General features: G+C 63.6%; 25 protein-coding genes and 3 tRNA genes. 14 read left to right on the forward strand and 14 right to left on the reverse strand.

Annotated features, from left to right (window positions below; all coding sequences use genetic code 11):
• Window positions 1-8 precede the first annotated feature (8 nt).
• Genes DXY04_RS06200 through miaB form a run of 3 tightly spaced genes read right to left on the reverse strand, consistent with a single transcriptional unit; the run spans window position 9 to window position 2,941 of the window.
• Entirely contained in the window at window positions 9-419 is a 411-nt protein-coding gene (locus DXY04_RS06200; protein WP_114988446.1) for a hypothetical protein, read from the reverse strand.
• A gap of 23 nt (window positions 420-442) precedes the next feature.
• Window positions 443-1,495 (reverse strand): D-alanine--D-alanine ligase family protein, encoded by a 1,053-nt coding sequence (locus DXY04_RS06205; protein ID WP_115161416.1) that lies wholly within the window; start codon window positions 1,493-1,495, stop codon window positions 443-445.
• A 51-nt stretch (window positions 1,496-1,546) separates the two neighbouring features.
• A complete protein-coding gene (gene miaB / locus DXY04_RS06210; protein ID WP_115161417.1) occupies window positions 1,547-2,941 on the reverse strand; it encodes a tRNA (N6-isopentenyl adenosine(37)-C2)-methylthiotransferase MiaB in 1,395 nt (464 codons plus the stop codon).
• 74 nt (window positions 2,942-3,015) lie between these two features.
• On the opposite strand from miaB, the gene DXY04_RS06215 reads away from it, so the two are divergent.
• Together DXY04_RS06215 and DXY04_RS06220 are read left to right on the forward strand one after the other, a co-directional pair.
• Window positions 3,016-4,104 (forward strand): dipeptide epimerase, encoded by a 1,089-nt coding sequence (locus DXY04_RS06215; RefSeq protein WP_170951356.1) that lies wholly within the window; start codon window positions 3,016-3,018, stop codon window positions 4,102-4,104.
• Window positions 4,104-5,186: a DUF1611 domain-containing protein gene (locus tag DXY04_RS06220; RefSeq protein WP_115161419.1), complete on the forward strand. Its 1,083-nt coding sequence runs from the start codon at window positions 4,104-4,106 to the stop codon at window positions 5,184-5,186. Before DXY04_RS06215 ends, DXY04_RS06220 begins: the two co-directional genes overlap by 1 nt.
• Window positions 5,187-5,189: 3 nt before the next feature.
• Here the strand turns inward: DXY04_RS06220 and DXY04_RS06225 are convergent.
• A tRNA-His gene (locus DXY04_RS06225) sits at window positions 5,190-5,262 on the reverse strand.
• Between the two features lie 84 nt (window positions 5,263-5,346).
• Between DXY04_RS06225 and DXY04_RS06230 the strand changes: the two genes are divergently transcribed.
• From DXY04_RS06230 to DXY04_RS06240, 3 genes are read left to right on the forward strand one after another with little or no spacing between them, the layout of a single operon-like run.
• Window positions 5,347-5,736: a DUF4359 domain-containing protein gene (locus DXY04_RS06230; RefSeq protein ID WP_115161420.1), complete on the forward strand. Its 390-nt coding sequence runs from the start codon at window positions 5,347-5,349 to the stop codon at window positions 5,734-5,736.
• The gene (locus DXY04_RS06235) at window positions 5,736-7,013 is read left to right on the forward strand and encodes an amidohydrolase family protein (RefSeq protein WP_115161421.1); all 1,278 of its coding nucleotides are present in this window, start codon (window positions 5,736-5,738) and stop codon (window positions 7,011-7,013) included. The genes DXY04_RS06230 and DXY04_RS06235 overlap by 1 nt, the downstream gene beginning before the upstream one ends.
• 18 nt (window positions 7,014-7,031) lie before the next feature.
• A complete protein-coding gene (locus DXY04_RS06240) occupies window positions 7,032-8,381 on the forward strand; it encodes an FAD-binding oxidoreductase (protein ID WP_115161422.1) in 1,350 nt (449 codons plus the stop codon).
• 3 nt (window positions 8,382-8,384) lie between these two features.
• Here DXY04_RS06240 and DXY04_RS06245 read toward each other — a convergent pair whose 3' ends face one another.
• From DXY04_RS06245 to murA, 5 genes are all read right to left on the reverse strand, one after another.
• Window positions 8,385-8,858 carry a pentapeptide repeat-containing protein gene (locus DXY04_RS06245; RefSeq protein WP_244278601.1) on the reverse strand — a complete coding sequence of 158 codons (474 nt, stop codon included), beginning with the start codon at window positions 8,856-8,858 and terminating at the stop codon, window positions 8,385-8,387.
• A gap of 68 nt (window positions 8,859-8,926) precedes the next feature.
• Complete coding sequence (locus DXY04_RS12310) at window positions 8,927-10,141, reverse strand: folylpolyglutamate synthase/dihydrofolate synthase family protein (protein ID WP_179948482.1); 1,215 nt, start codon at window positions 10,139-10,141, stop codon at window positions 8,927-8,929.
• Window positions 10,142-11,323: an aspartate aminotransferase family protein gene (locus DXY04_RS12315; protein WP_179948483.1), complete on the reverse strand. Its 1,182-nt coding sequence runs from the start codon at window positions 11,321-11,323 to the stop codon at window positions 10,142-10,144.
• A gap of 13 nt (window positions 11,324-11,336) precedes the next feature.
• Window positions 11,337-11,419 (reverse strand) — tRNA-Leu (locus tag DXY04_RS06255).
• A gap of 33 nt (window positions 11,420-11,452) precedes the next feature.
• Window positions 11,453-12,754, reverse strand: coding sequence for a UDP-N-acetylglucosamine 1-carboxyvinyltransferase (gene murA / locus DXY04_RS06260; protein ID WP_115161424.1), 1,302 nt, complete (start codon window positions 12,752-12,754; stop codon window positions 11,453-11,455).
• A 149-nt stretch (window positions 12,755-12,903) separates the two neighbouring features.
• Here murA and DXY04_RS06265 point away from each other — a divergent pair.
• The 6 genes from DXY04_RS06265 to DXY04_RS06290 all read left to right on the forward strand — a co-directional run bounded on the left by DXY04_RS06265 (window position 12,904) and on the right by DXY04_RS06290 (window position 17,216).
• Window positions 12,904-12,987 (forward strand) — tRNA-Leu (locus tag DXY04_RS06265).
• A 32-nt stretch (window positions 12,988-13,019) separates the two neighbouring features.
• Complete coding sequence (locus DXY04_RS06270; RefSeq protein WP_115161425.1) at window positions 13,020-13,268, forward strand: hypothetical protein; 249 nt, start codon at window positions 13,020-13,022, stop codon at window positions 13,266-13,268.
• 26 nt (window positions 13,269-13,294) lie between these two features.
• Entirely contained in the window at window positions 13,295-14,128 is an 834-nt protein-coding gene (locus DXY04_RS06275; RefSeq protein ID WP_115161426.1) for an RNA methyltransferase, read from the forward strand.
• Entirely contained in the window at window positions 14,125-15,567 is a 1,443-nt protein-coding gene (gene lpdA, locus DXY04_RS06280) for a dihydrolipoyl dehydrogenase (protein WP_115161427.1), read from the forward strand. Before DXY04_RS06275 ends, lpdA begins: the two co-directional genes overlap by 4 nt.
• Before the next feature lie 39 nt (window positions 15,568-15,606).
• Window positions 15,607-16,494, forward strand: a complete 888-nt coding sequence (gene trpC, locus DXY04_RS06285; protein ID WP_115161428.1) for an indole-3-glycerol phosphate synthase TrpC — start codon at window positions 15,607-15,609, stop codon at window positions 16,492-16,494.
• 53 nt (window positions 16,495-16,547) lie between these two features.
• Entirely contained in the window at window positions 16,548-17,216 is a 669-nt protein-coding gene (locus DXY04_RS06290) for a hydantoin utilization protein A (protein ID WP_115161429.1), read from the forward strand.
• On the opposite strand, the gene sodX is transcribed toward DXY04_RS06290, so the two are convergent.
• Genes sodX through DXY04_RS06310 form a run of 4 tightly spaced genes read right to left on the reverse strand, consistent with a single transcriptional unit; the run spans window position 17,199 to window position 19,078 of the window.
• Complete coding sequence (gene sodX, locus DXY04_RS06295; protein ID WP_115161430.1) at window positions 17,199-17,531, reverse strand: nickel-type superoxide dismutase maturation protease; 333 nt, start codon at window positions 17,529-17,531, stop codon at window positions 17,199-17,201. The two genes, DXY04_RS06290 and sodX, sit on opposite strands and share 18 nt — an antisense overlap.
• A 50-nt stretch (window positions 17,532-17,581) precedes the next feature.
• Complete coding sequence (sodN, locus tag DXY04_RS06300) at window positions 17,582-18,055, reverse strand: superoxide dismutase, Ni (RefSeq protein ID WP_115161431.1); 474 nt, start codon at window positions 18,053-18,055, stop codon at window positions 17,582-17,584.
• Between the two features lie 42 nt (window positions 18,056-18,097).
• On the reverse strand, window positions 18,098-18,697 hold the full coding sequence (locus DXY04_RS06305) for an FKBP-type peptidyl-prolyl cis-trans isomerase (protein ID WP_115161432.1): 600 nt from the start codon (window positions 18,695-18,697) through the stop codon (window positions 18,098-18,100).
• Between the two features lie 51 nt (window positions 18,698-18,748).
• Window positions 18,749-19,078, reverse strand: a complete 330-nt coding sequence (locus tag DXY04_RS06310) for a phasin family protein (RefSeq protein WP_006850663.1) — start codon at window positions 19,076-19,078, stop codon at window positions 18,749-18,751.
• Between the two features lie 53 nt (window positions 19,079-19,131).
• On the opposite strand from DXY04_RS06310, the gene DXY04_RS06315 reads away from it, so the two are divergent.
• Complete coding sequence (locus DXY04_RS06315) at window positions 19,132-20,547, forward strand: apolipoprotein N-acyltransferase (protein ID WP_115161433.1); 1,416 nt, start codon at window positions 19,132-19,134, stop codon at window positions 20,545-20,547.
• Here the strand turns inward: DXY04_RS06315 and mnmA are convergent.
• On the reverse strand, window positions 20,499-21,650 hold the full coding sequence (gene mnmA / locus DXY04_RS06320) for a tRNA 2-thiouridine(34) synthase MnmA (protein ID WP_115161434.1): 1,152 nt from the start codon (window positions 21,648-21,650) through the stop codon (window positions 20,499-20,501). The two genes, DXY04_RS06315 and mnmA, sit on opposite strands and share 49 nt — an antisense overlap.
• Before the next feature lie 50 nt (window positions 21,651-21,700).
• Here mnmA and DXY04_RS06325 point away from each other — a divergent pair, with 50 nt between their 5' ends.
• Both DXY04_RS06325 and DXY04_RS06330 read left to right on the forward strand, forming a co-directional pair.
• Window positions 21,701-23,224, forward strand: coding sequence for an NAD(P)H-hydrate dehydratase (locus DXY04_RS06325; RefSeq protein WP_115161435.1), 1,524 nt, complete (start codon window positions 21,701-21,703; stop codon window positions 23,222-23,224).
• 179 nt (window positions 23,225-23,403) lie between these two features.
• Window positions 23,404-24,342, forward strand: coding sequence for an RpoD/SigA family RNA polymerase sigma factor (locus DXY04_RS06330; protein ID WP_114988423.1), 939 nt, complete (start codon window positions 23,404-23,406; stop codon window positions 24,340-24,342).
• The last annotated feature ends 33 nt before the right edge of the window (window positions 24,343-24,375 follow it).

The following is a 24,375-nucleotide window of genomic DNA, read 5'->3' on the forward strand; positions in this document are numbered from 1 at the left end:
GACCCGGCTCACAGGTCGCATCGGGCCCTTGCCATCAGCTGCTCACCCCAGCTGCGCGCACGGTCGGCATCAGAGAAGGGCACATCCATCTGCAGATCTTTCCCGATGAGGCGCAGCCGACAACGCCCCTGGGATTCGTCGGTGAGGGGCGCATCACCGGATGCCAGCGACATCAGCTCCACAAGCTCGAGTTTGCAGACGTCAAACGAGCCCTGATCCTGAAAACTTCCCGCCTCGAAGCTGCTCCAGTGCAGTTCACCGTCTTTCAGACGGGCACCACCACAACCATCGAGCTTGGCGAGTTCGGAGCCTTCGGCCCAGGTGCGAAACAGGTTTTGGCGCCGCCGTTCCAGCCATCCGAGCGAAGCCAGCAGCACAAAGGCCAGCAGCAGAGGAAACCAGAGCAGTCCGTGGCTCATGGGTTAGGCGAAGGACGCTGCGTTCATTCTCCTGCGGTTTGGATCAGTTTGTGCACCAACTGTTCGAGTGTTACGCCGCTGGCCGCCCAGAGCATCGGGAACATGCTCTGGGCCGTGAAACCAGGCAGGGTGTTGATTTCGTTGATCCAGAGCTGATCGTTGGCGTCGTCGTAGAAGAAATCCACCCGACCCATGCCGTTGACGCCCACGGCAGCGCAGGCCTGCAGGGCCTGGGCGCGGATGCGGTCAGCCACTTCATCGGGTAGTGGAGCGGGAATCAACGTGGTGCTGCGCCCTGCGGTGTATTTCGTCTCGTAGTCGTACCAGTCCGCATCAAAACGAACCTCACCGATCACCGACGCTTCGAGCATGCGTCCCCCCAGGACGGCGCATTCCACCTCTCGGGCGTTGACGCCCTGCTCCACCACCAGCCTTGGATCGAGCGCTGCAGCCTGATTGAGGCCTGCTTCCAGTTCTTGGCGGGAACGCACCTTGCTGATGCCCACCGAGGAGCCGAGATTGGCGGGCTTCACAAAGCAGGGGTAGTTCAGTTCGCGTTCAATCCGATCCATGAGGGCCGATCGGCTGATCGCGTTCTCGAGTTCGGATGCGTGCAGGGCCACATAGGGCACCTGGGACAGCCCGGCGCTGGCGAAAGCAGATTTCATCGCCTGCTTGTCCATGCTGACGGCTGAGCCGAGCACGCCGGCACCAACGAACGGTTTGCCGGTCAGCTGGAACAACCCCTGAATGGTGCCGTCTTCTCCATTGGGACCATGCAGCACCGGGTACCAGAGTTCGACCGCATCACATCCCTCCGGGAACCTCTGGAATCCTGATGGGGGCAGAGGTGAGTTGAGCTCCGGTGCGGTTTCGGAGGCCAGGGTTGCCTCGGACAGATATGTTCCCCACCAGCGACCATCACGGTCGATGTAGATCGGCTGCACCGTGTATCGCTCTCGGTTCTGCCCGCTGCGCAGGCCTCGGACGACGGTCGCCGCAGATCGGATCGACACGTCGTGCTCTCCAGAGCGGCCTCCAAAGACGAGCCCGACCGTGATGGGACTGGACGGCATGAATGCGGCGACCCCTGAGCGGTGGGAGCGCCAAAGGTATCAGCGTTGTGCTCAGTGGGGCAGGGGGCTGCCGCTGAGTGAAAAGGAGCGCACCGCATCGATGCGCACCGGCACGAGATCGCCCGCTTCGTAGGCACGACCATCCGCTCCGGTGGAGCTGAAGAAGGTCAGGCGATTGGTGCGGGTTCGCCCCATCAGCTGCGATGGGTCCTTGGGGTTGATGCCCTCTGCCAGCACTTCTTCCGTGCGCCCCTCGTAGCGGGCATTGGCCTTGCGGGCGCAGCGTTCCACCAGGGCATTGATTTCGCGCAGGCGTTCCACCTTTACCTCCTCCGGCAGCTGGTTGTCCCAATGGGCTGCAGGGGTATTGGGCCGGGGTGAATAGGCCGCTGTGTTCACCTGATCGAAACCGATCTCTTCGATCAGATCGAGGGTGCGGCGGTACTGCGCATCGGTTTCGCCAGGGAAGGCAACGATCACATCGGCACTGAGGGAGGCATCGGGCATGCGCTCACGGATGCGGTCGATGATCCGCCGGTAGCGCTCAACGGTGTAGCCCCGGGCCATGGCCTGCAACACGTCGTTGTCCCCGCTCTGAAACGGAATGTGGAAGTGTTCGCAGAGCTTGGGCAGGTCGGCACAGGCATCGATCAGCCGCTCGGTGAAGTAGCGCGGATGGCTGGTGGCAAAACGGATCCGTTCAATGCCCTCCACGTCGTGGACCTGATGGAGCAGATCCGTGAGGGTGTGTTGGCGGCGACCCTCCGGCGTGATGCCCGGCAGATCGCGGCCGTAGGCATCAATGTTCTGGCCGAGCAGAGTGATCTCCTTGTAGCCCTGGGCGGCAAGACCCTCCATTTCCAGCTTGATCGCCTGGGGCAGCCGTGATTGTTCCTTGCCGCGCACGGAGGGCACCACGCAGTAGGTGCAACGTTCGTTGCAGCCGTAGATCACGTTCACCCAGCCACAGATGCTGCTGTCCCGGCGGGCCGTGGTGATGTCTTCAAGGATGTGGTGGTCTTCGGTGGCGACCACCTGCTGACCGCTGTCCACCTGCAGCAGAAGGGTTTCAAGCCGATTGGCGTGTTGCGGTCCCATCACCAGATCCAGCTCCGGCACCCGCCGGAGCAGGGACTCGCCCTCCTGCTGAGCAACGCAGCCCGCCACCACCAGGGTGAGATTGGGGTTGCTGCGTTTCCTCTGGGCCTGTCTGCCGAGGTAGCTGTAAACCTTCTGCTCGGCGTTGTCCCGGATGGTGCAGGTGTTGTAGAGCACCAGATCGGCATCCAGTTCGGCTGACGCCTCCCGATAGCCCATGGCCTCCAGGATTCCCGCCATCCGTTCGGAGTCCGCCTTGTTCATCTGGCAGCCGAACGTGGTGATCCAGTAGCTGCCGCGCTGGGGGTTGGCGGTGGCGTCAGTGGCGAGGGGGGCGGAGGCGACCAAATCTCTGGCTCAAGCCTTCTCAGTGTGAGTCACAGCGGTGTTGTGTCAGTTTGGAGATTGACAGCCGGATGGCGATGGGCTGGGCCCTCACACGGTTTTCGCTCACCAAGGCCGTGCCCCTCACGATCAGCAGGGGTACCACAGCTGCCGTGGTGCGGTTGGAGCTCAGGTTGGAACGTGATGGGCTGGTGGGCCGCGGCGAGACCGGGGGATTTGAGACCGGCCACCGAGCCTTTGCCCTTGAGGCTGTGGAACAGGAACTGCTGGGGCTTTTGCCGCAACTGGAAGCTCTGGATCCCCACCGTCCGCAACGGTTTGAGCCCCTGCTTGCATCCCTGAGTCCCCCGGCCCGTTGTGCCATCGACCTGGCCTTGTGGGACTGGCATGGGCAACGGCTCGGCCATCCGCTGTGGCGGCTCTGGGGATTGGACCCAGCCGAGGGTGTGGCCACCAGCGTCACCCTGGGACTGGCTTCGGTGGATGCCGTGTTGGATCGTCTCGAACGCTGGTGGACGCAGCTGCCGGCGACGCGGGTGAAGCTCAAGCTGGGTAGCCCCGACGGCTTGGACCACGACCTCAGCCTGTTGGGGGCGGTGGCTCAGGCCATCACGGATCGATCCCAGCGGCAGGGTGTGGCCATCGAACTGCAGGTGGATGCCAATGGCGGATGGACCGTGACTCAGGCCCGGCAAATGCTGGAGCCCCTGGCCGCACACCAGGTGGTGCTGCTGGAGCAGCCTCTGGCTCCAGACCTGGATCCCACGCAGGACACAGCGGGATTCGCGGCGCTGCACCCGCACTGTCCGATGGCCTTGGTGGCGGATGAAAGTTGCTGGGATCTGGAGGATCTGCTGCGCCTGGCCCCAGTGGTGGATGGCGTGAATCTCAAGCTGCTCAAGACCGGGGGGCTCAGTCAGGCCTTGCTAATGGCCCAAGTGGCGCAGAAGAAGGGGCTGGACCTGATGGTGGGTTGCTACTCCGACAGTTCGTTGTTGAACGGTGCAGCGGCCCAGATCTTGCCTCTGATTCGTTGGCCGGATCTCGACAGCCATCTCAACATGGTGGATGACCCCTTTGTTGGCCTTGAGTTGCAGGACGATCGTCTGCGGCCTTCGGCGATGGCTGGATTGGGGATCCGCCAGGCAGGAAGCACTGCAGCGTGATGAGCGGGACTCAAGCGCCGTCGGGATTTCGGGAGATGCGGTTGGTGCTGCTCCAGCACGGTGGTTTGGCCAGCCTCACCGGCAAGACCGGTCTGGCCATGCTCCGACACCGTGCTGGACCGATCGTCGCGGTGATCGACCCCGACCATGCGGGCCAATCTCTGCAACGCGTCACCGGCATCGAGCGTGATGTGCCGGTGGTGGCGGACTTGTCTGCTGCTCTGCCCTACGAGCCTGAGGTTGCTGTGGTGGGCCTGGCTCCTTCGGGGGGGCGGCTGCCTGATCCTGTTCGCCACGACGCCTTGGCGGCGCTGCGCGCAGGCCTTCATCTCGCCAGCGGGCTCCACACCCGCCTGGCCGATGATCCCGAACTGGCAGACGCCTGCTGGCGCGACCGTTGGATCTGGGATCTGCGCCGGGAGCCGGAAGGCCTCAACGTTGGCCAGGCACGCGCCGCAGAGCTTCCCTGCCGGCGCCTTCTGGCGATTGGCACCGATATGGCTGTCGGCAAGATGAGCGCATGCCTGTCTCTCCTGGAGGCAGCCCAGCGCTCCGGGATCCCCGCGCGCTTTGTGGGCACAGGGCAGGCCGGAATTCTGATCAGCGGAGAAGGGGTCGCCCTGGATGCTGTGCGCGTCGATTACGCCGCCGGTGCGGTGGAGGCGGCGGTGCTTCGCGCGGCGGCGGTTCTGCCGGAGCAGGGTCTTGTGCTGGTGGAGGGTCAGGGATCGCTCTGCCATCCGGCCTCCACGGCCACGTTGCCCCTGTTGCGGGGCACGCAGCCGACGGCCCTGTTGCTCGTGCATCGAGCAGCACAGCAGACCATCGATCGACTGCCTCAGATCCCGCTTCCAAGCCTTGAGGCCTTGGTGGCCACCACCGAATCCCTGGCGAGCTGGGCGCGGCCTGATGGGGCTGCTGAGCCAGCCAAGGTGGCCGCTGTCGCCCTCAACACCGCCTGCCTTGATGAGGCTCAGGCTCGAGACGAGGTAGAGCGCATCCGCCAGACGCTGGGTCTGCCCTGCACAGATCCGATCCGCTGGGGAGCAGAACCGCTTCTCAGGGCTTTGTTGAGTTGTTGAGAGGGCGAGCGAGGGGATTCGAACCCCCGAATAGCGGCGCCACAAGCCGCTGCCTTAACCACTTGGCGACGCCCGCCGCGTCCGTGAGAATCTACCAACACGAGCTGCAGCCTGCCTGGTGTCCCCTTCATCGCGTCCGCAAGGTCGGTCTGCTCTGGCGATGTTGGCGGGGAAGATTGCAGCGGTCGGGGTGCTCTCGCTGGTGGTGTCCAACCCGTCATTGGAGGACTATCAAGCTCACGCTGGTGATCAGCTGGTCCGGTTCGGCACCAAGGAACTGTGCGACGAGCCGACCCTGCCGATGGTGCTGCGTCTCTGGATTCGCAATTGCCCTGAGCTGATTGCCTCCCAGCGGGATGCACTGGCAGCGTTGGCGGGTCAGTTCACCACCCGTCGAAACTTGTTGGTGGCCAGTCTGTATTCCACCCGGATGGAAAGGAAGGAGATGCTGCCCGGTCTGCGCCTGCCTGGTTTTGAAGTGCTCAGCCTTGGTGTGGCCGGTCGTTTCGTGGTCCTCAGCACCGATGCCAGCAACGGTGCTGAGCGGTGATGGACGTCCCGTCGCTTGAGTCCAAGCCGGGGAGTGGCGTCCTTGAGGCCTGGGCGCCCCTGGGACTGCTGGATTTCGCCCCTTCAACGTCCTTGCCGGAGGTTGAGAAGCAAGGGCTGACGCCCGTGTGCCTGGCCTGGGAGCAGGGGCGTCTGCGGGAGCCCCAGCCCCTGTCTGCCGAACGCGTGCCACCGTCTCGAATGGTGTTGCCGCGCTTGGTCGACTGCCATGTCCATCTGGACAAGGCCTACACCTGGCAGGAGCATCCCAACCTCAGCGGCAGCTACGGGGGTGCCCTGGAGGCCAACCTGCGGGAGCACAGCTCCCGAACCGTGGCCTGCGTGCTTCAACGCGGAGAACGCGCCATGGAGAGAGCATTCGCCCATGGGCTGCGGGCCATGCGCAGCCATGTGGACAGTGGTGGCCCTGGCGCTGAGCCCAGCTGGGATGCCTTGCTCACCCTGCAGCAGCGCTGGCGCCGCCGCATCGACTTGCAGCTGGTGGCGCTGGTGCCCTTGGAATTCTGGTGTTCAGCTGAAGCGGATGCTCTGGCGCGTCGTGTGGCCGCCAGTGGCGGCTGCCTTGGTGGTGTTCTGACACCTCCTTGTGGATCGGCCGTGGTCACGGAGCAGTTGGAGGTGTTGTTGCGCCTGGCTGATCGCCACAACTGCGGCGTCGATCTCCACATCGATGAGGCGGATCACGGTGCGGCGCAGGGCATGGTTCAGCTGTTGAAGGCCCTGCAGCGCGTGCCGGTGCAGGTTCCCGTCACCTGCAGCCATGCCAGCAGTCTTTCCCTTCTGCCGGCGTCCTCTCTGGCGCGGTTGGCAGAGCGCATGGCAGCAGCGCAGCTCAGTGTGATTGCCCTGCCCCTGACCAATGCCTGGTTGCTCGCACGGGCGGACGATGCCACCCCCCTCCAGCGTCCGCAGGCCCCGATCCGTCAGTTGCAACGTTCCGGTGTTCCTGTGGCGGTGGCGGGTGACAACGTGGCCGATCCCTGGTTCCCGGGAGGCGACTTCGACCCCTTGGCCCTGCTGGCTGCATCGATTCCGTTGACTCAGTTGTTGCCCTGGCAGCGTCTGGGCCTGGCCCCTTTCACCACGGCACCGCCGGCCATTCTTCAACTGGAATGGGATGGGGTGCTGCGGGCCGGCGCTCCTGCCGATCTGATCAGCATGGAGGGCCAGGGATGGTCGGACCTGATCCGTTCTGCTCCGCAGCGTCAGGTTCTCGTGGACGGCCACTGGCAGTCGTCGCCAGGCGCTAGACCCTGACCAGTGTTCCGCCACGCCATGGGTCGCGCCGAAGCCTTGATTGCCCTGCGGCAAGCCCTCAGCGTTGATCCGGAACTGGAGTTGTTGGATGAACCGGGGGAGCTGCAGCGCCATTCCCGGGACGCCTTTGAGTACTCCCCCGTGCTGACGCCGCGGCTGGAGGCCTGCCGTGCTGAGTTGGTGGTGCGTCCGCGCACGGTGGATGCCGTTGAACGGCTGGCTTCGGCCTGCGCCGAGCACCAGGTTCCCTTAACCCTGCGCGGCTCTGGGACAGGGAACTACGGCCAGTGTGTGCCTCTGCAGGGCGGCGTGGTGATGCTCACCACGGCCCTGCGGCAGATCCGCTTGATTGATCCGATTACCGGGGTGGTGACCGTGGAACCGGGCTGTGTGATGCGCGATCTGGATCAGGAGTTGCGCCGCCATGGACGCCAGCTGCGCTTGATGCCCAGCACCTGGCGCAGCGCCACCATTGGCGGCTTTGTGGCAGGGGGCTCTGGGGGCATCGGTTCCCTGCGCTGGGGCTTCCTGCGGGATCCAGGTCATCTGCTCGGGTTGGAGATCGTGCCGCTACGCCCCGATGCCCGGCGCCATCAACTCGGCGAGATGGATGCGGAGGCTTTGAATCACGCCTACGGCACCAACGGCATCATCACGGCCCTCAGCCTGGCCACAGCTCCAGCGGTCAACTGGCACCAGGTGAGCGTGGACTGCGAGCACTGGGAGCAGGCGATTGAGCTGATGCAACGGATCGCTGCCTCGGCCTTGGATCTCCATTTGGCGAGCCTGCTGGAACAGCCGCTGTTGCCCCGGATGCCCAGCTGGGGTGGTCCTGCCGTCTCGGCGCACCGGCTGCTGTTGCTCGTTGCCCCCGATGGGCTCAACAGCCTGCAACGGATGGCGCAGTCAGCTGGCGCCATCCTGCGGGATCTCGGCCCTGAGGATCTTTCCGGCGGCAATGGCTTGCGCGAGCTGAGCTGGAACCACACCACCCTGCATGTGCGGGCTTCAGAGCCGGGATGGACCTACCTGCAGATGTTGTTGCCGCAACCGGAGGCCCCAGCGATGGCGGCCTTGAAGCAGCGCTGGGGTGATGCCCTGCTCTGGCATCTCGAGCTTGTGCGTCAGCAGGGCTGTCCTCGGCTGGCGGCTCTGCCGCTCGTGCATTGGCAGGGGGCAGATCAGCTGAACCGGTTGATGGACGACTGCAGGGCCGCGGGTGCCGTCTTGTTCAACCCCCACGTGATCACCGTGGAAGACGGCGGCCTTGGCGTCATCGATGCCGATCAGGTGGCGGCCAAGCAGCGCTTTGATCCCGAGGGCCTGCTCAATCCCGGAAAGCTTCGAGGTTGGGAGGAGCGCTCCTGAGGATCAGCAGCCCAAGCTGTCGAAGGTGGAAACTCCGGTGCTGGGGTTGATGCCATCGGCCTCGCTGCACAGCCGGCGTTGATCATCACGATCGAGCAGGGCATCCGTGAAATCGGCCCCCTCGATCTGAGCGTTGCTGAAGCTGCTGCCCGACGCAATGATCCCCGTCAGCACGGCATTGCGTAGATCGGTGGCGACGAAGTCGGCGCGATCCATCAGGGCGTCGGAGAGGTCAGCTCCCTGGAAATCAGCTTCGGCAAAGGCCCCTTGGGTGAGGATCGCGCCATGCAGGTTGGCGCCCCGGAAGTTCGCTCCGCGGCCCACGGCTCCGGCGAAGGATGTGTTGGCCAGGTTCTGCCCCTCGAAGTCGCCGTTGCTCTGGTTGGTGAGCGTGTAGTCCACCTTTTCCTGGAACAGGGCACGATCCTGCAGTCCCACCCCAGCTGAGGTGTCCAGGGCCGGGGCCGGCGTTGCCATGAGCAGGAGGGACAGGAGAAGGCCCAGCAACCGGGAGATTCGCAGCACAGTTCACGCCCAAGCTGTGCTTACTCTGCCGTTACAACGCCGCGAGCGAACAGGTCACCGATCAGATACAGCGATCCGGCAACAATCGGCATAGGTGTCGGCCATCCATTGCTGCTGAGCTGGTGCAGCACGCTTTCGAGGCCGTCGGCCTCCTGCAGCTGGTGCTCGAGCTGGGGCAGTGCCTGGAGGAGGGCCGACCGGCTCCAGCTCCTGTGGCTCGGCACCGGAATGATCCAGGCCTGGTCCTGGGGTTGCAGCAGCGTCTGGAGCATGGCGACAGCGTCCTTATGGGCCTGAATCGCCAGGATCCAAACAACACCGTTGCAGGCACCACTCCACTGGCTGCGTTCTTCGGCCAGCTGCACTGCGGCTGGTGGATTGTGGGCTCCATCGAGGCGAAGCGTGTGGACGCCCCAATGCACGGTTTGCAGGCGACCTGGCCAGTGGGCGGTGGCGAAGCCCTCCTGAATCATCGCCTCAGGCAACGACCAGCCCAGGCCCGAGAGGGCTTGCAAGGCACCGAGGGCCACAGCGGCGTTGCTGCGCTGAATGGCGCCGGGCAAGCCCAGTTGCCAGCTTGAATTCAGCGGCTTCACCCAGTGGAGCGTGGCCTGCTGAGTGCGGCAGGTTGTTTCCAGGACTTCCTGCACTTCAGGGGCTTGGGCGCCACTGATAACGGTGGCCTGAGGCGGGATCGCTGCCGCTTTTTCGTTTGCGATGGCGGTGAGGCTGTGTCCCAGGTGCTCGCAGTGGTCCATCCCAATGCTGGCGACGGCCACCACAGGACGGCAGGGATGGGCCGTGGTGGCATCAAGCCGTCCCCCCAGCCCCACTTCCAGCACCAGCAGGTCGCAGGCGTGCCGGTGGAACTCCAGCAGGGCGGCGGTCACCAGCAGTTCAAACGGGGTGAGCCGATGCCGTTCGTTCAGGGGCTGGAGCGCCTGCAACCGGCTGCGCAGGGTTTCAATCGCAATGGGGGTCCCCTGGATCCGGATGCGTTCACACCAGCTCACCAGGTGAGGGGAGGTGGTGACCCCGCAGCGGAGGCCGGCGGCACAGAGGGCTGATTCCAGAAAGCTGACGATGGATCCCTTCCCGTTGGTCCCCAGCACCTGAATCGCGGGAATCGTCCGACAGGGATGGTTGAGCTCGTGCAGGGCCGCATCCATGCGATCCAACTGCAGATCCATGCCACGCAGGTCGAAGCGTGGGATCAGATCAGACAGCTCGTCCACTCAGCTGAGGCTGGAGAGGGTTGCCGCCAGACGGCGCAGCAGCTCGCGCACCTCGCGCTTGTTGATGGTCAGTGGGGGCACCATGCGCAGCACCGAGGGGCCGGCCGCCACCAGCAGCAGACCGTGGTCGATGGCGGCTTTCGCCAGCGCGGGGGCCGTCCAACTGCTGCCCTCCCGGATCACGATGCCCTGCAGCAGGCCCCAGCCCCGCACGCCTTGCAGGTGCTCGGGGAAACAGTTCACAAGCTCCTGGAGCCCGTCGCGCAGTTGTTCGCCTCGGGCTGTGACGTTGGTCAGCAGATCTCGTCGTTCGATTTCGGTGGCCACCGTCAACCCCGCCCGGCAGGCAAAGGGATTCCCACCGAAGGTGCTGGCATGGTCGCCGGGTTCAAACACATCAGCTGACGCGTTCACCAGCAGGGCACCAATGGCATGACCACCGCCTAGGCCCTTGGCCAGGGTGAAGGCGTCAGGGGTGATCCCCAGTTGCTCATAACCCCAGAGGCGGCCACTCCGCCCCATGCCCACCTGAACCTCATCAAGGATCAGCAGGATGTTTCGCTCCGTGCAGATCTCGCGCAGGCGTGAGAAGAAAGTGCGGTCTCCAGGGTTGACGCCACCCTCTCCTTGCAGGGGTTCAACCAGAACGGCCGCGATCGAGGGACCGGACTGTTCGTAGCGGTTGATTAGGGCTTCGAGGGCCTTCAGATCGTTGTAGGGGAAATAATCAAATCCGGTCACCATGGGCTCAAAACCCTTGTGGTACTTGGGTTGACCGGTGGCGGTGACCGCCGCGAGCGTGCGGCCATGGAAGCTGGCTGCTGCCGTGAGGATCACCGGCTGTTCGATGTCGCGCCGTTGATGGCCGTGCTTGCGCGCCAGCTTGATCGCGGCCTCATTGGCTTCGGCGCCGGAATTGCAGAAGAAGACGCTGTCGGCACAGCTGTTGCGCACCAGCCAGCTGGCCAGCTCTTCCTGTTCCGGAATCTGATAGAGGTTGGACACATGCTGAAGCCGTCCCAGCTGCTTGCGCAGAGCCCGCTGCATGGCCATGTCGCTGTGGCCCAGGGTGCAGGTGGCAATGCCAGCAACAGCATCCAGGTAGCGCCGCCCTTGGGTGTCCTTGACCCAGCAGCCCTTTCCCTTGGCCAGAGCCAAAGGGAAACGGCCGTAGGTGTTCATGACGGCGGAGGGATGGGAGCCGGGGGACTTGAACCCCCAAGACCAGTGGCCGGCTGATTTTGAGTCAGCTGCGTCTACCAATTCCGCCAGGCTCCCGCTCAGGGATTGTATTGATTGAAGGGACCCTCTTCAGAGGATGTTGCGCTTCACCTCAGCGCCGGCAGCGCTGAGCTTGGCTTCGAGGTCGTCGTAGCCCCGATCAAGGTGCTTCAGACCAGCTACTTCGGTGATTCCTTTGGCGGAGAGGCCAGCCAGCACCATGGCAGCGGCTGCACGGAGGTCGGTGCCGATGACGGGCGCCGCGCTCAGCTGAGCCACGCCTTCAACGATGGCTGTGCTGCCCTTGAGCCGAATCGATGCCCCCATGCGCTGCAGCTCGGCCACATGTTGCAGCCGGTTTTCATAGATCTTCTCGCTGATCACGCTGATGCCCTTCGCGGTGCACATCAGGGCCATGAACGGTGCCTGAAGATCGGTTGGAAACCCGGGAAACGGTTGGGTGGTGATGTCCACGGCCGTGATCTCGCCGGGGGTGATCGTCACGGCTCTCCCCTTGATCTCGATGGAGCAGCCGCAATCGCGAAGCTTTTGGATCACAGCGCTGAGATGCTCGGGAATCACGGGCTCCACCACCAGTGGTGAGCGCGTGATGGCGGCCGCCATCAGGAACGTTCCGGCTTCGATGCGATCCGGGATCACCGAATATTTGGTGCAACCACGGAGCCGCTCCACCCCTTGAACGGTGATTACCGGGCCGCCAGCGCCGCTCACCTGGGCTCCCATGCTGTTGAGCAGGTTGGCCAGGTCCTGCACTTCAGGTTCCTGAGCAGCGTTTTCGATGGTGGAGACCCCATCGGCCAGCACCGCTGCCATCAGAATGGTTTCGGTGGCGCCAACGCTGGGGCAGTCGAGCACGATCTGGGCGCCTGTCAGGCGTTTTTTGCTGCCGGGTACTGAGGCCGTGACAATTCCGTGCTCCACGTTGACGACGGCACCGAGGGCTTTCAGACCGCGGATGTGTTCGACAACGGGACGAGCCCCGATGCGGCAACCCCCTGGAAGGGGGACCCGCGCGTGTCCCAGGCGTCCGAGCAGGGGGCCAATACTGAAAAAACTGGCGCGAAGGCTGTTGACCAGCTCGTAGGGAGGGGCCGAGCCACTGAGCTCGGCGGCGGTGAGGCGAATGCAGTCCGACTGCCTGTCGACCTGAACCCCCAAAGCTTCGAGGATGGCGCTCATGCCATCGATGTCTGTGAGAGAGGGAATGTTGGTCAGCTCAATGGTCTCCTCACTCAGGAGGCTGGCTGTCATCAGCACCAGGGCGGAGTTCTTCGCACCGCTGACGCGAAGCGTTCCCTTCAAGGCGTGTCCGCCGCTGACATTGAGGCGTTGCTTGAGACTCTCCTGAGACGCTTCTGCAACGGCCATCATCAATGAGCTGATCCCCTATGTCCGGATTTTGGCAACAGTCTTTGAGACCGTCTAGACGGCCGGCGTCCAAACTGGACAGTTTGTTGCGGGGCCGGGGCAGCCACGGACCGGCGATGCCCTATGTTCGTCCGGTCGAACACGACACGCCAGCGGATGTGGCGGAATTGGTAGACGCGCTAGTTTCAGGTACTAGTGGTGGCAACATCGTGGGAGTTCAAGTCTCCCCATCCGCACTAACTTTGTCGGGTAGCAGCTCTCGACAACCATGATCGTTCTCAAGATCTCCAATGCTTCGGAAGTTGTTGCTTCCAAGGTTGGCAAGTTCCTTGAGCTGCTCACTCCTGATTCCATCGATCACACCACCGTTGAGGATCAAGTGATCAAGAAGATCATCGAAAACCTTGCGGCGGAGGGAATCAAGGGGGAGATCGCAGCCATCAACGGCCTTGAGTTGGAAGGCGAAAATCTGAGCGTCCACAAAGGCCTGAACGTGCGTAAACACGCAGCGTTCTGAGTCGTTCCCTGGATTCCTCCTCTCCCCTGATCAGCAGCCGACGCAATCCCCTGGTCAAACGGCTGCGAACCCTGGCCACCCGTGCGGGGCGAGAGGCCGAGGGGCTGATGCTTCTTGAGGGCACCCACCTGTTGCAGGAAGTTCTCAGGCAGGGCAACGCGCCCGAGGAAATCATCGCGACCGAAGCCTGGTTGCAAGGTCATTCGGCCCTGGCTGCACGTTGTTCTCAGGCGCGATGGCGGATCGTCACCGATGAGGTGTTGCGGGCTGCGCTCACAACAGTCACACCCGATGGTGTTGCCTGCCTGAGCCCCCTGGATCGACTGCCCACTGTCCCTCCAGAGCTGGATTTTCTCCTTGTCCTGGATCGGATTCAGGATCCTGGAAATCTGGGCACATTGCTGCGCACAGCCCTCGCGGCTGACGTCAATGCGGTCTGGATGGGAGCTGGTGTTGATCCCCTCGGCACGAAGGTGTTGCGGGCCTCTGCCGGTGCTCTGCTTCAGCTGCCGCATCAACGCTTTGGCCCGAGCGAAGCGATGGCGATTTCACAGCTTCAGCAGGAACTAAAGCAGCTGGTGGCCTTGGGTGTGCAGGTGGTGGCCACCCTTGTGCCCGATGCGACCAAGGCTGACCCCCCTGTTCCCTACTGGGATCTCGACTGGACGCTGCCGACGGCGCTGGTGCTGGGAACCGAGGGGGCAGGTCTGCATCCGGACCTGCAAGCCTGCTGCACCCATGCCGTCACGCTCCCCCACAGCGCACGGGTGGAATCCCTGAATGTGGCGTCTGCCGCTGTTCCTCTCCTTCTGGAGCGGCGAAGAGCGACAATGACCGCCACATCGCAGCAGTTCGGGTGAGCGACGCCAGCTTCGACTTCGACGTCATTGTTATTGGAGCCGGCTACGGCGGCTTCGACGCTGCCAAACATGCCGCCGAACACGGCCTGAAGACGGCGATCGTTGAATCCCGAGATATGGGTGGCACCTGTGTGAACAGGGGCTGTGTTCCCTCCAAGGCGCTGCTGGCTGCCAGTGGAAAAGTGCGGGAACTGGCAGACGACAAGCACCTCGCGAGCTTTGGAATTCATGCTGCTCCTGTGCGGTTCGAGCGGCAGAAGATCGCTGATCACGCCAATCAGCTAGTTCAGACCATTCGCACCAACCTCACCAAAACCCTTGAGCGGGCAGGGGTGACGATCCTCCGAGGCCACGGCCGTCTGGAGGGCAGCCAGAAGGTGGGGCTGCGGGAGCCCAGCGGGGTGGACAGGGTGCTGACCGCTAAGGATGTGATCATCGCCACGGGGTCTGATCCCTTTGTGCCGCCGGGCATCGAAACCGATGGCCGCACGGTGTTCACCAGCGACGAAGCCATCAACCTGGAATGGCTGCCCCGTTGGATCGCCATCATCGGCAGCGGTTACATCGGCCTTGAATTCGCTGATGTGTACACCGCCCTCGGTTGCGAGGTGACGATGATCGAGGCCATGGACAAGGTGATGCCCACCTTTGATCCCGACATCGCCAAGATCGCTGGGCGTCATCTGATTGATGGTCGCGATATCGATGCGCGTTCCGGTCTGCTGGCCCGCAAGGTCACCCCGGGCTGTCCCGTGCAGGTCGAACTGGCTGATTTCAACAGCCGTGAACTGGTGGAGACCCTTGAGGTGGATGCCGTTCTGGTGGCCACAGGGCGTGTTCCCAGCAGCAAGGGCCTCAATCTGGAGTCGCTCAATGTGGAGACGAACCGTGGCTTCGTCCCGATCGACGACGCCATGCGCGTTCTGGTGAACGGCCAACCTGTTCCCCATCTCTGGGCCGTCGGCGATGTGACCGGCAAGCTGATGCTGGCCCACACGGCTGCTGCCCAAGGCACCGTTGCGGTGGACAACATCCTTGGCCATGCGCGCGAGATCGATTACCGCAGCATTCCGGCAGCCACCTTCACCCATCCCGAGATCAGCTCTGTTGGCCTGACTGAGGCGGATGCCAAAACTTTGGCGGAGAAGGATGGCTTCCAGCTTGGTTCCGTTCGCAGCTACTTCAAGGCCAATTCCAAAGCTCTTGCTGAGCTGGACAGCGATGGCCTGATGAAGCTGCTGTTCAACAAAACCAGTGGTGAAGTGCTTGGCGCCCACATCTATGGACTTCACGCCGCCGACCTGATCCAGGAGGTGGCCAATGCCGTTGCCCGGCGCCAGAGCGTGCGTCAGCTCGCCACCGAAGTGCACACCCACCCGACCCTCAGCGAGGTGGTGGAGGTCGCTTACAAGCAAGCTGCCGCCCAGCTGGCCGCCTGATCCCGTCCCAATTTTTCGTTCCAGTCTTTTCCCTCTTCCATGGAGATCCGCCGTCGTCCCCCCAACCCCAAGGTGCGGGTGGCCCATCTCGAATATGCGGTGCCCCACGACGACGAGGAACCGCGTCACATCCTCGAGAAGATTGTCTGGGAAAAAGATCGTGAGATCGATGCCGCCCGCGACAAGGTTCCCCTCGACAACCTGAAGCAGCAGATTGCCAAGCTTCCACCCACCAAGGATTTCCTGGGGGCGCTTCAGGCGGCCGCCACGAAACCTGCGGTGATCGCTGAGGTGAAAAAAGCGAGCCCCAGCAAAGGGGTGATCCGTGAGGATTTCGACCCGGTGGCGATCGCCAAGGCCTACGCCGCTGGCGGTGCAAGCTGCCTCTCGGTGCTCACCGACAAAACCTTCTTCCAGGGTGGCTTTGATGTCCTGGTGCAGGTGCGTCAGGCCGTAGACCTACCTCTGCTCTGCAAGGAGTTTGTGCTGAGCCCCTATCAGCTGTTCCAGGCCAGGGCGGCCGGGGCTGACGCGGTGCTGCTGATTGCTGCCATCCTTTCGGATCAGGATCTTCGTTATCTCAACAAGGCTGCGGCGGCTCTGGGCCTCACCGTGTTGGTGGAGGTTCACGACGCTACCGAAATGGACCGTGTGCTGAGCATTGGTGGCTTCCCCCTGATTGGAATCAACAACCGTGATCTCACCAGCTTCGAGACGGATCTGGCCACGACCGAACGGCTGCTGGTCGACTTCAACGACCGGTTGAACCAACAGGGGGTGCTGCTGGTGAGTGAATCGGGTCTGTTCAGTCGGGCTGATCTCGACCGCGTGCAAGCCGCCGGTGCCGGGGCTGTGCTGGTGGGGGAAGCCCTGATGCGGCAGCCGGATGTTGAAGCTGGTTTGGTGCAGTTGATCCAGCCCGGTTAAGGCCGTTCCTCTTCCACTGCTGATGCACAATTGCAACATTCAGGCGGTTCTTTGTGCTGATTAGCGTTTTGACCGGTGTTGCAGCCGGGGCCGTTCATGTGGTGGGTGGTGCTGATCACCTGGTGGCAATGGCGCCCTTCTCCCTGAGCAAGCCATGGGCCGCCTTTCGTCATGCCCTGGCTTGGGGCGTTGGTCATTCCACAGGAGTTGTGGTTCTGGCGTTGATCGCCATCGGTCTGAAAGACCTGGCCCATGTGGAGGCCATGTCGTCTTGGGCGGAATTCCTCGTGGGCGTGGCCCTGCTTGTGGTGGGTGCTCTGGCCGTGCGCACGGCGTTCGGGCTGGAACTGCACACCCATGAGCACCGCCACGATGGTGCCGCCGAGCATCGTCATCTCCATCTGCATGTGCGCGGCGCCAGCAACCACCGTCGCCACGTCCATGCCTCCTCGGGCCTGGGCTTGCTGCATGGACTGGCGGGGGCCAGTCACCTGCTGGCTGTGATCCCTGCTTTGGCCCTGCCTCCCCATGCCGCTGTGGGCTACCTCGTGGCTTACTTGCTTGGATCCATCGGCGCCATGGTGGCCGTTGTGTCGGTTGTCTCGTTTCTCACCCTCCGCAGCGGTGCCCGGCTGATGCCCTTCCTCGTGGGCGGTGCGGGTGCTCTCTCAATCATCACCGGGGCCATCTGGCTGCAGAAGACCTCACCGGCTCTGTTCTGATTCCCCGAGCGGGAGCCGGCCCACCACCTCACCAATCAACAGGTTGGCTGGCACCGCTCCGAGTTGGCGGCTGTCGGTGCTTTCAGCGGGGTTGTCTCCCAGCAACCAAAGTCCTGTGCTGTCCACTCGGCTGAGGCGCTTGATCAGGCGCAGCTCGCTTCGCTGGGGATGCCAGGTCACGACCACGGATCCCAGGCTGGGTGCGGCCTTCTGTCCCAGCCGTCTGACCAAAACCCGGTCTCCCGGTTCAAGGGTGGGTTGCATCGATCGTCCTTCGATGCGCAGCAGCAGACGTCGCCCACAAAAAAGCAGCAACAGGTCGCGAAGACCTGCTGCTGCGATGGGAGGATTGGTTCTGTTTGAACTCAGGATGCGGTGACCCAGGCGTCGGAACGGCCCTTGGACTGCCAGAACATGCCGTGGATTTTTTCAACGGCGGCCATCAGTTCCTCAGCCTTGGCCTGATCGATATTCACCTTGCAGGCGCTGCAGAGCTTGGCTGCTTTCCAGAAGGTGTCATGCAGGTCGGGGAAGGTGGCCAGGTGATCGGGCTTGAAGTAGTCGGTCCAGAGGATCAACAGCTCTTTCTTGGTCTTCTGTGCTTCCTCTTCCTTGATGGCCACGTAGCGGCCGAAGGTGTTGTTGTAAGCAGCCAGGGCAGCGGCGTCACCAGCTGCGGGAGCTTCCATCGCCTTCATCTTTTTGGTCATCGAAAGCACGGCTTCGGCTGCCACGCGAGCGGAAGCCGGGTCGTACACGCCACAAGGACCATCGCAGTGGGCTTCTGCCACGGGGGCAGGGAGGGCACATGCAAGGGAGGAAAGGGCCGAGCTCAGCATCGGTTCAGAGCGGAATTGGCTTGAGATGAGCCTAGCTTCCGCTTACTTCTTCACGTCGAGCAGTTCCACCTCGAAGATCAAGGTTGCGTTGGGGGGAATCACACCACCGGCGCCACGGCTTCCGTAGGCGAGGTCGGAAGGGATCACCAGCTTGCGCTTGCCGCCCACTTTCATCCCGGCGACGCCTTCATCCCAACCCTTGATCACCCGGCCAGCCCCGAGGGGGAAGCTGAAGGGGGTTCCCCGGTCGTAGCTGGCATCGAACTGCTGCCCATCTTCCAGGGTGCCGCGGTAGTGCACCACCACCGTTTGGCCGGGGTTGGCCTCGTCGCCGCTGCCCACCTCCAGCTCGATGATTTTCAGACCACTGGCGGTGATGGTGGTGTCTGGTGCATCGAGGGGGCCGCCGAGGGCTGAGGCGTCGGCAGGAGCGGAATCGTTGGCCATGGCGAAAAGAGTCGGGTTGGGGTCGTCAGGGTCGAGTTCGAAGCTCAACGCCTTCTGGGGTTTCGAAGCCTCGCTGCGAACGGCAGCAGGCTGCGCCGGTGCTGCGGAAACGGTGGAGGGGGCCACGATCTGGCTGACCAGGGCCAGGAGCAGGCAGGCCACACAGACCGTTGTGCTGATGATGATGTCGCGCACGGAAAGGCTTCTGTTGCGCTGATTCTGACCTCCGGTCCGCGGCGTCGGCGTTCATTCAGGCCGGTTCATCTGCCGCAGCTGTTGCTCGAGGCGATCAATGCGGCCGCGCAGCTCATCCACTTCCTTCTGGCTTGGAACGCCGAAGTCCTGGAGAAGGTTGTCGCGGTTGCGTTCCAGGTTGCGCCCCATCTGCTGTTCCAGTTCGGGGGTTTCCCCGCGCAGGGCCTTGAGCACGTCGTCCACCAATGCGGACGCTTCGTTCGGATCCAGCCGGCCACTGCTCACCCAGTTCTGGGTGACGCCGCGCAGACGCTCAGCAACGAGGGTGGTGGTGCCCAGGCCGCGGAGCAGCAGTTGCTGAAGAGGATTCGCGGCATCCATGGCGACAGGTGGGCGGGTCCGATCCAGGATGCCTTTGGCCGGGACTGCTGACCATGGGCAATCACCAACTGCAGGCCGGATCGCGGGCCCTGTTGGGCGGCGTCCTGGCTGGCGTGGCTCCATCCCTCGGCGGCCCCCTGCTGATGGTCCCTGCCCTGGCGCTGCTCTGGTCCGTGGTTGAGCGTCCCCGCTGGTCGGCGGCCTGGGGACTGCTGGCCGTTTTGATCAGCCACCGCTGGTTGCTGGCCCTGCATCCACTCACCTGGATGGGCGTTCCCGCCTGGCTCAGCCTGCCTGTGGCACTGGCCCTCTGGTTGGCCTGCGGGAGCCTTGCCGCTCTGCTCCTGGCCGGATGGTCTGTTCTGTCGCGGCGTCTGCCTCGCCGTTGGCCGCGTCCAGTGCGGCTGATGCTGCTGGCCGGGATCTGGGCCCTGGCTGAACTGGTGCTGTCGGGGTCGCCGTTGTTCTGGATCGGCGTTGGCGGCACAACCCTTCCCTGGGACCGCCCCCTGGCGGGATTGGCCCGCTGGTTCGGTTCCGGAGGGCTGACCTGGCTGCAGTTGTGCTGGGGCTGCTGCCTGCTGGCGCTGTTCGAGCAACCCGCAGCCTGGCGTCGCTGGGGCTTGCTCGGATTGGCCAGTGTGCTTCTGGCCCATGGTTTGGGCAGCTGGCTGTTGTTGGCGCCGCCGCCGCCGGTCGGTTCCGTTGCTCTGGGGGTTTGGCAACCCGCTGTTCCCACGCGAGAAAAGTTCGATCTGGAGCGTCAACAGGCGCTTCCCCAAGCTCTGGTGGAGGCGATGCGTCAGCTGGAGCCCACCAGTCCGGCTGCTGTGGTGGCTCCGGAAGGAGCGCTGCCGGCGCGTTTTCAGCTGCCGGTTGAGGCTCCAGCCATTCCTCTGATCAGTGGCGGATTTCGTTGGGTGCGGGGTCAGCAACGCAGTTCTCTGTTGCTGTACGAGCCGCCGGCCCGCTTTCCTGTTCCCTTGGCTGACAAGCACCGTCTGGTGCCGATCGGGGAATGGATTCCGCCCCTGCCCGCCGGGCTGACGGCAGGACTGTCTGCGGTTGGTGGGTTGACCCCCGGTCCGGCCCCGAGAACGATGGCGGTTGTTGAACCTCCTGCGGCCGTCGCGATCTGCTACGAGATCGCCGATGGTGTGGCTCTTGCCCGTGCCGCTGCCGATGGCGCCACCTGGCTTCTGGCCATTGCCAATCTCGACCCCTACCCGCTGCAGCTGCAGAAGCAGTTTCTTGCCCTGGCGCAGTTACGGGCGATCGAGACAGGACGGGATCTGCTCAGCGTCGGCAACACGGGCCCCACGGCGCTGATTTCGGCCAACGGGTCGGTGCTTTGGTTGCTTGCACCTGAGGCTCCAGGCGTCGCTGAGGCCCTCGTTCAGGTGCGCCAGCGCGTCACGCCCTATTCCCGTTGGATCAGCCCCCCACCCAGAACGGTGTCGCCGTCGTAGAAGACCGCCGCCTGGCCTGGCGTGATCGAGAACTGCTCCTCCTCAAACCTGAGGTGGCAGCGGTGGGGCCGCTGCCGCTGCTGATCGGCCTCGGTGGCTGGGAGGGGTGAAAGCTCCGCACGCACCGGCGCACTGCGGTAGCGCACTTGCACCTCAACGGTTCGCGGCGCATCGATCGGGTCAATCGACACCCAGTTCACCGCACCCACCACGCAGCTGTCTCGGCCGGCTTCAGCCCGGGGTGCGACGACCACTCGATTCATCGCAGCGTCAAGGCGGATGACGTGAAGCGGTTCGCGCCAGGCCACACCGAGCCCTTTGCGTTGGCCGATGGTGAAGTGTTCGATGCCGTCGTGCTCGCCCACAACAGTCCCGTCCGAAAGCACGATTTCCCCCTGCCGCGGGGGAAGATAGGCATCCAGGAACGCCCGCATCGATCCGTGGTGGTCGGCCAGGCAAAGATCCTGGCTTTCCGGTTTTTCTGCGGTGCGCAGACCGTGGCGGGCGGCTTCGAGCCTTGTGTCGGGTTTGGTCAGTTCCCCCAAGGGAAAAACGATGCGCCCCAGAACCTCCTGGGGCAGGTCGTACAGGAAATAGCTCTGGTCCTTGCGGGTATCGAGGCCCCGCAACAGCTGATGGCGCCCTTGATCGCCGCCATGGCGGATCCGGGCGTAGTGGCCGGTGGCGATGCGGGGCAGCTTGCGTTCCTGCAGGGCCCAATCAAGCATCGGTCCGAATTTCACCGATCGATTGCACTGGGAGCAGGGCAATGGCGTGATCCCATCGCGATAACCATCCACCAGCCGTTGCACGATCTCCTGCTGGAACGTCTCCCGTGTGTCCACCACGTGATGGGGAATGCCGAGCTGCTCACAGATGCCGGCTGCATCCACAAGCCCCTCGGCGCAACAGGCCCCTTTCCCGCTCATCAGCCAGAGGGTCAGGCCTTCCACCTGCCAGCCCGCTTCCACCAGCAGTGCCGCCGTCAGGGAACTGTCGACGCCTCCAGAGAGACCAACGGCCACGCGGTGCTCCCCGGGCCATTGCCGCAGGCGCTCAAGAGCAGCCTCTCCAGCGCGGGTTGTGGTGGATCCAACGGCCATGGGCGGCGCAGGGAGTTCTCTCCATAGTGAGGTCCCGGCAACCGCAACTGGTGTGGCCTCCCGCTGATTCTGATCATCTGCTTCTGGATGCCGCGTCCATGGCCGCCTGCGAACAGAGGTTGTTCGACAGCGGCATGCCTGTTGCGGCCTTGATGGAGAAGGTGGGGCTGGCCATGGCGGCTTGGCTGCTGGCGCGCCGGGATCTGCTGCGCCATGGCGTGGTTGTCCTCGTGGGGCCCGGTCACAACGGTGGCGATGGTTTGGTGGTGGCTCGGGAGTTGCAACTGGCTGGCGTTGAGGTGTCCTTGTGGTGTCCCCTGCCGATTCGCAAGCCCCTCACCGCTGAACATCTGCGCCATGGCGAGTGGCTTGGTCTGCACCGCCTGGCTGACGAGCCCGAACCAGGCGGAGCCGCACTTTGGCTTGATGCGGTGTTCGGTCTCGGCCAGAGTCGGCCGCTGCCTGAGTTCTTGGCGGATTTGTTCCGGCGTCGGCAGCAGCTGCAGCCTGGGTCGTTGATCAGTCTGGATCTGCCGTCAGGCCTTTGTTCCGACCAAGGAACCGTGCTGGGCGAGCAGGCAGCCTGTGCCTCGGTCACCCTCAGCGTTGGCTGGATCAAGCGCGGGTTGTGTCTGGACCCGGCCCGTCCCTGGGTGGGTGCGCTGGTGCGGATCGATCTGGGCTTGCCGCCTTCGGTGATGAGCAACGCCGCTGCGGTCTTGCCGCGCCGCCTGCCGGTGACAGAGGCCTGCTCGGCCCCGTTACCGCCGCTGCCGCCCACGGCGATGAAGTACGAACGCGGCCGCTGCCTGGTGGTGGCGGGCAGTGATCGTTATCCCGGCGCAGCACATCTGGCGCTGCGGGGGGCCATGGCCAGTGGCTGCGGATGTGTTCAGGCCGTTGTGCCGCCCCGTCTGCAATCCGGCTTGTGGCAGGTGTTGCCGGAGGTGATGCAACTGGAGGACGCGGTGATTCCAGAGCGGCTGGATGCGGTTTTGGTCGGTCCCGGTCTTGGGGAGTCCAGCCATTGGTGGAGCCAGTGGTCGGAGCAGATGCTCAGCGTCGCTGGTTTGCTGGTGCTCGATGCCGATGGCATCAACGGTCTGGCGGCCAGTCCGGAGGGGTGGCGTTGGTTGTTGAAGCGGCGGGGGCCCACCTGGCTCACGCCCCATGCGGCCGAGTTTGCACGGTTGTTTCCAGACTGTGGAGCAGGTGACGCGCTGGAAAGGGCGATGTCCGCAGCCCGCTGCAGCGGTTGCTGCATTTTGCTGAAGGGGGCGCATTCGGTGCTGGCGGATCCATCGGGTGCAGCCGTGGTGCTGACCGGCACGACCCCACGGGTGGCCCGCACCGGCCTGGGTGACGTGCTGGCCGGTTTTGCCACCGGTTGGGGCGCTCAGGCGGTTGCGGCACAGCAGCAGCCTGGGCTGGAAAGCTTCACTGCCGCTGCGGCTTTGCACGGTTTGGCGGCCGTTCGTGCTCGCTCCAGTGAAGCTTCTGCGATTGCGGATTGTTTGAAAATCAATACAGCGCGGTGTCAGAAAAAGCAAACAACGATGTTCAACGAAGTCTGAACAAATGATTCGTTTTGATTGCTTCGGCTGGCAGGTCCTAAAAGAGCTTCTCTTGGTTTTTGAATCTTTCGTAAATCTGAAATGTTGCGGTTTGCTGTTCTGAATCTGAAGGGTTGCTGAAAACACTTCGACATTCTTTCTGTTCGTAGGAAAGTCAACTCACTTCCGCAGCACCCAAGGTGTCCACAGCTTCCAAGCCGCTGGAGACGCAACGCCGGCGCAGCAGCGACCCCGTCAGTTGGTATCTCGCCACCATCGGCAGAATTCCACTCCTCACCCCAGCTGAAGAAATTGAGTTGGGCAATCAGGTGCAGGCCATGATGGCCCTCACCGAAGACGGTTCCCGTGAGTTCGAGGATGGAGAACTCACCACGGCACAGCGCCGTCTCCTGAGAATCGGTCGCCGCGCCAAAGAGCGGATGATGAAGGCCAATCTTCGTCTTGTGGTCAGCGTTGCCAAGAAATATCAAGGCAAAGGTCTGGAATTGCTCGACCTGATTCAGGAGGGCTCCCTCGGCCTGGAGCGTGCTGTCGAGAAGTTCGATCCCACCCGGGGGTACAAGTTCTCCACCTATGCCTTCTGGTGGATCCGCCAGAGCATGACCCGCGCCATTGCCTGCCAGTCGCGCACGATCCGGCTCCCTGTTCATCTCAGTGAGCGGCTCACCACGATCCGCAAGGTGAGTCTTGATCTGGCCCACAAGCTCGGCGCCATGCCCAGCCGTGTGGAGATTGCCGAAGCCATGGACATCCCCTTGGATGAGCTGGATTCGCTGCTGCGTCAGGCGCTCACCACCAGCAGCCTGGATGCGCCCGTCAACGGTGAGGAGGGGCGCAGCTTCCTTGGGGATCTGATCGCCGACTCATCCCTCGATGAACCGCTCGAGATCGTGGAACAGCGGATTCATCACGAGCAGCTGGGCCGCTGGTTGAGTCACCTCAGCGAACAGGAGCAGCACGTGCTGCGCATGCGCTTCGGGCTTGAGGGCAACGAGCGTCACACCCTGGCTGAAATCGGACGCCTGATGGAGGTGTCTCGCGAGCGGGTGCGTCAGGTTGAACTCAAGGCGCTGCGCAAGCTGCGCAACCTGACCCGCCGTCTCCCGAGCGGCATTTGAGCCGCCTCGCGAGACGTTGGTTTCAACGGATCC

Source organism: Synechococcus sp. UW86 (genome assembly GCF_900474085.1).
GTDB lineage: Bacteria > Cyanobacteriota > Cyanobacteriia > PCC-6307 > Cyanobiaceae > Parasynechococcus.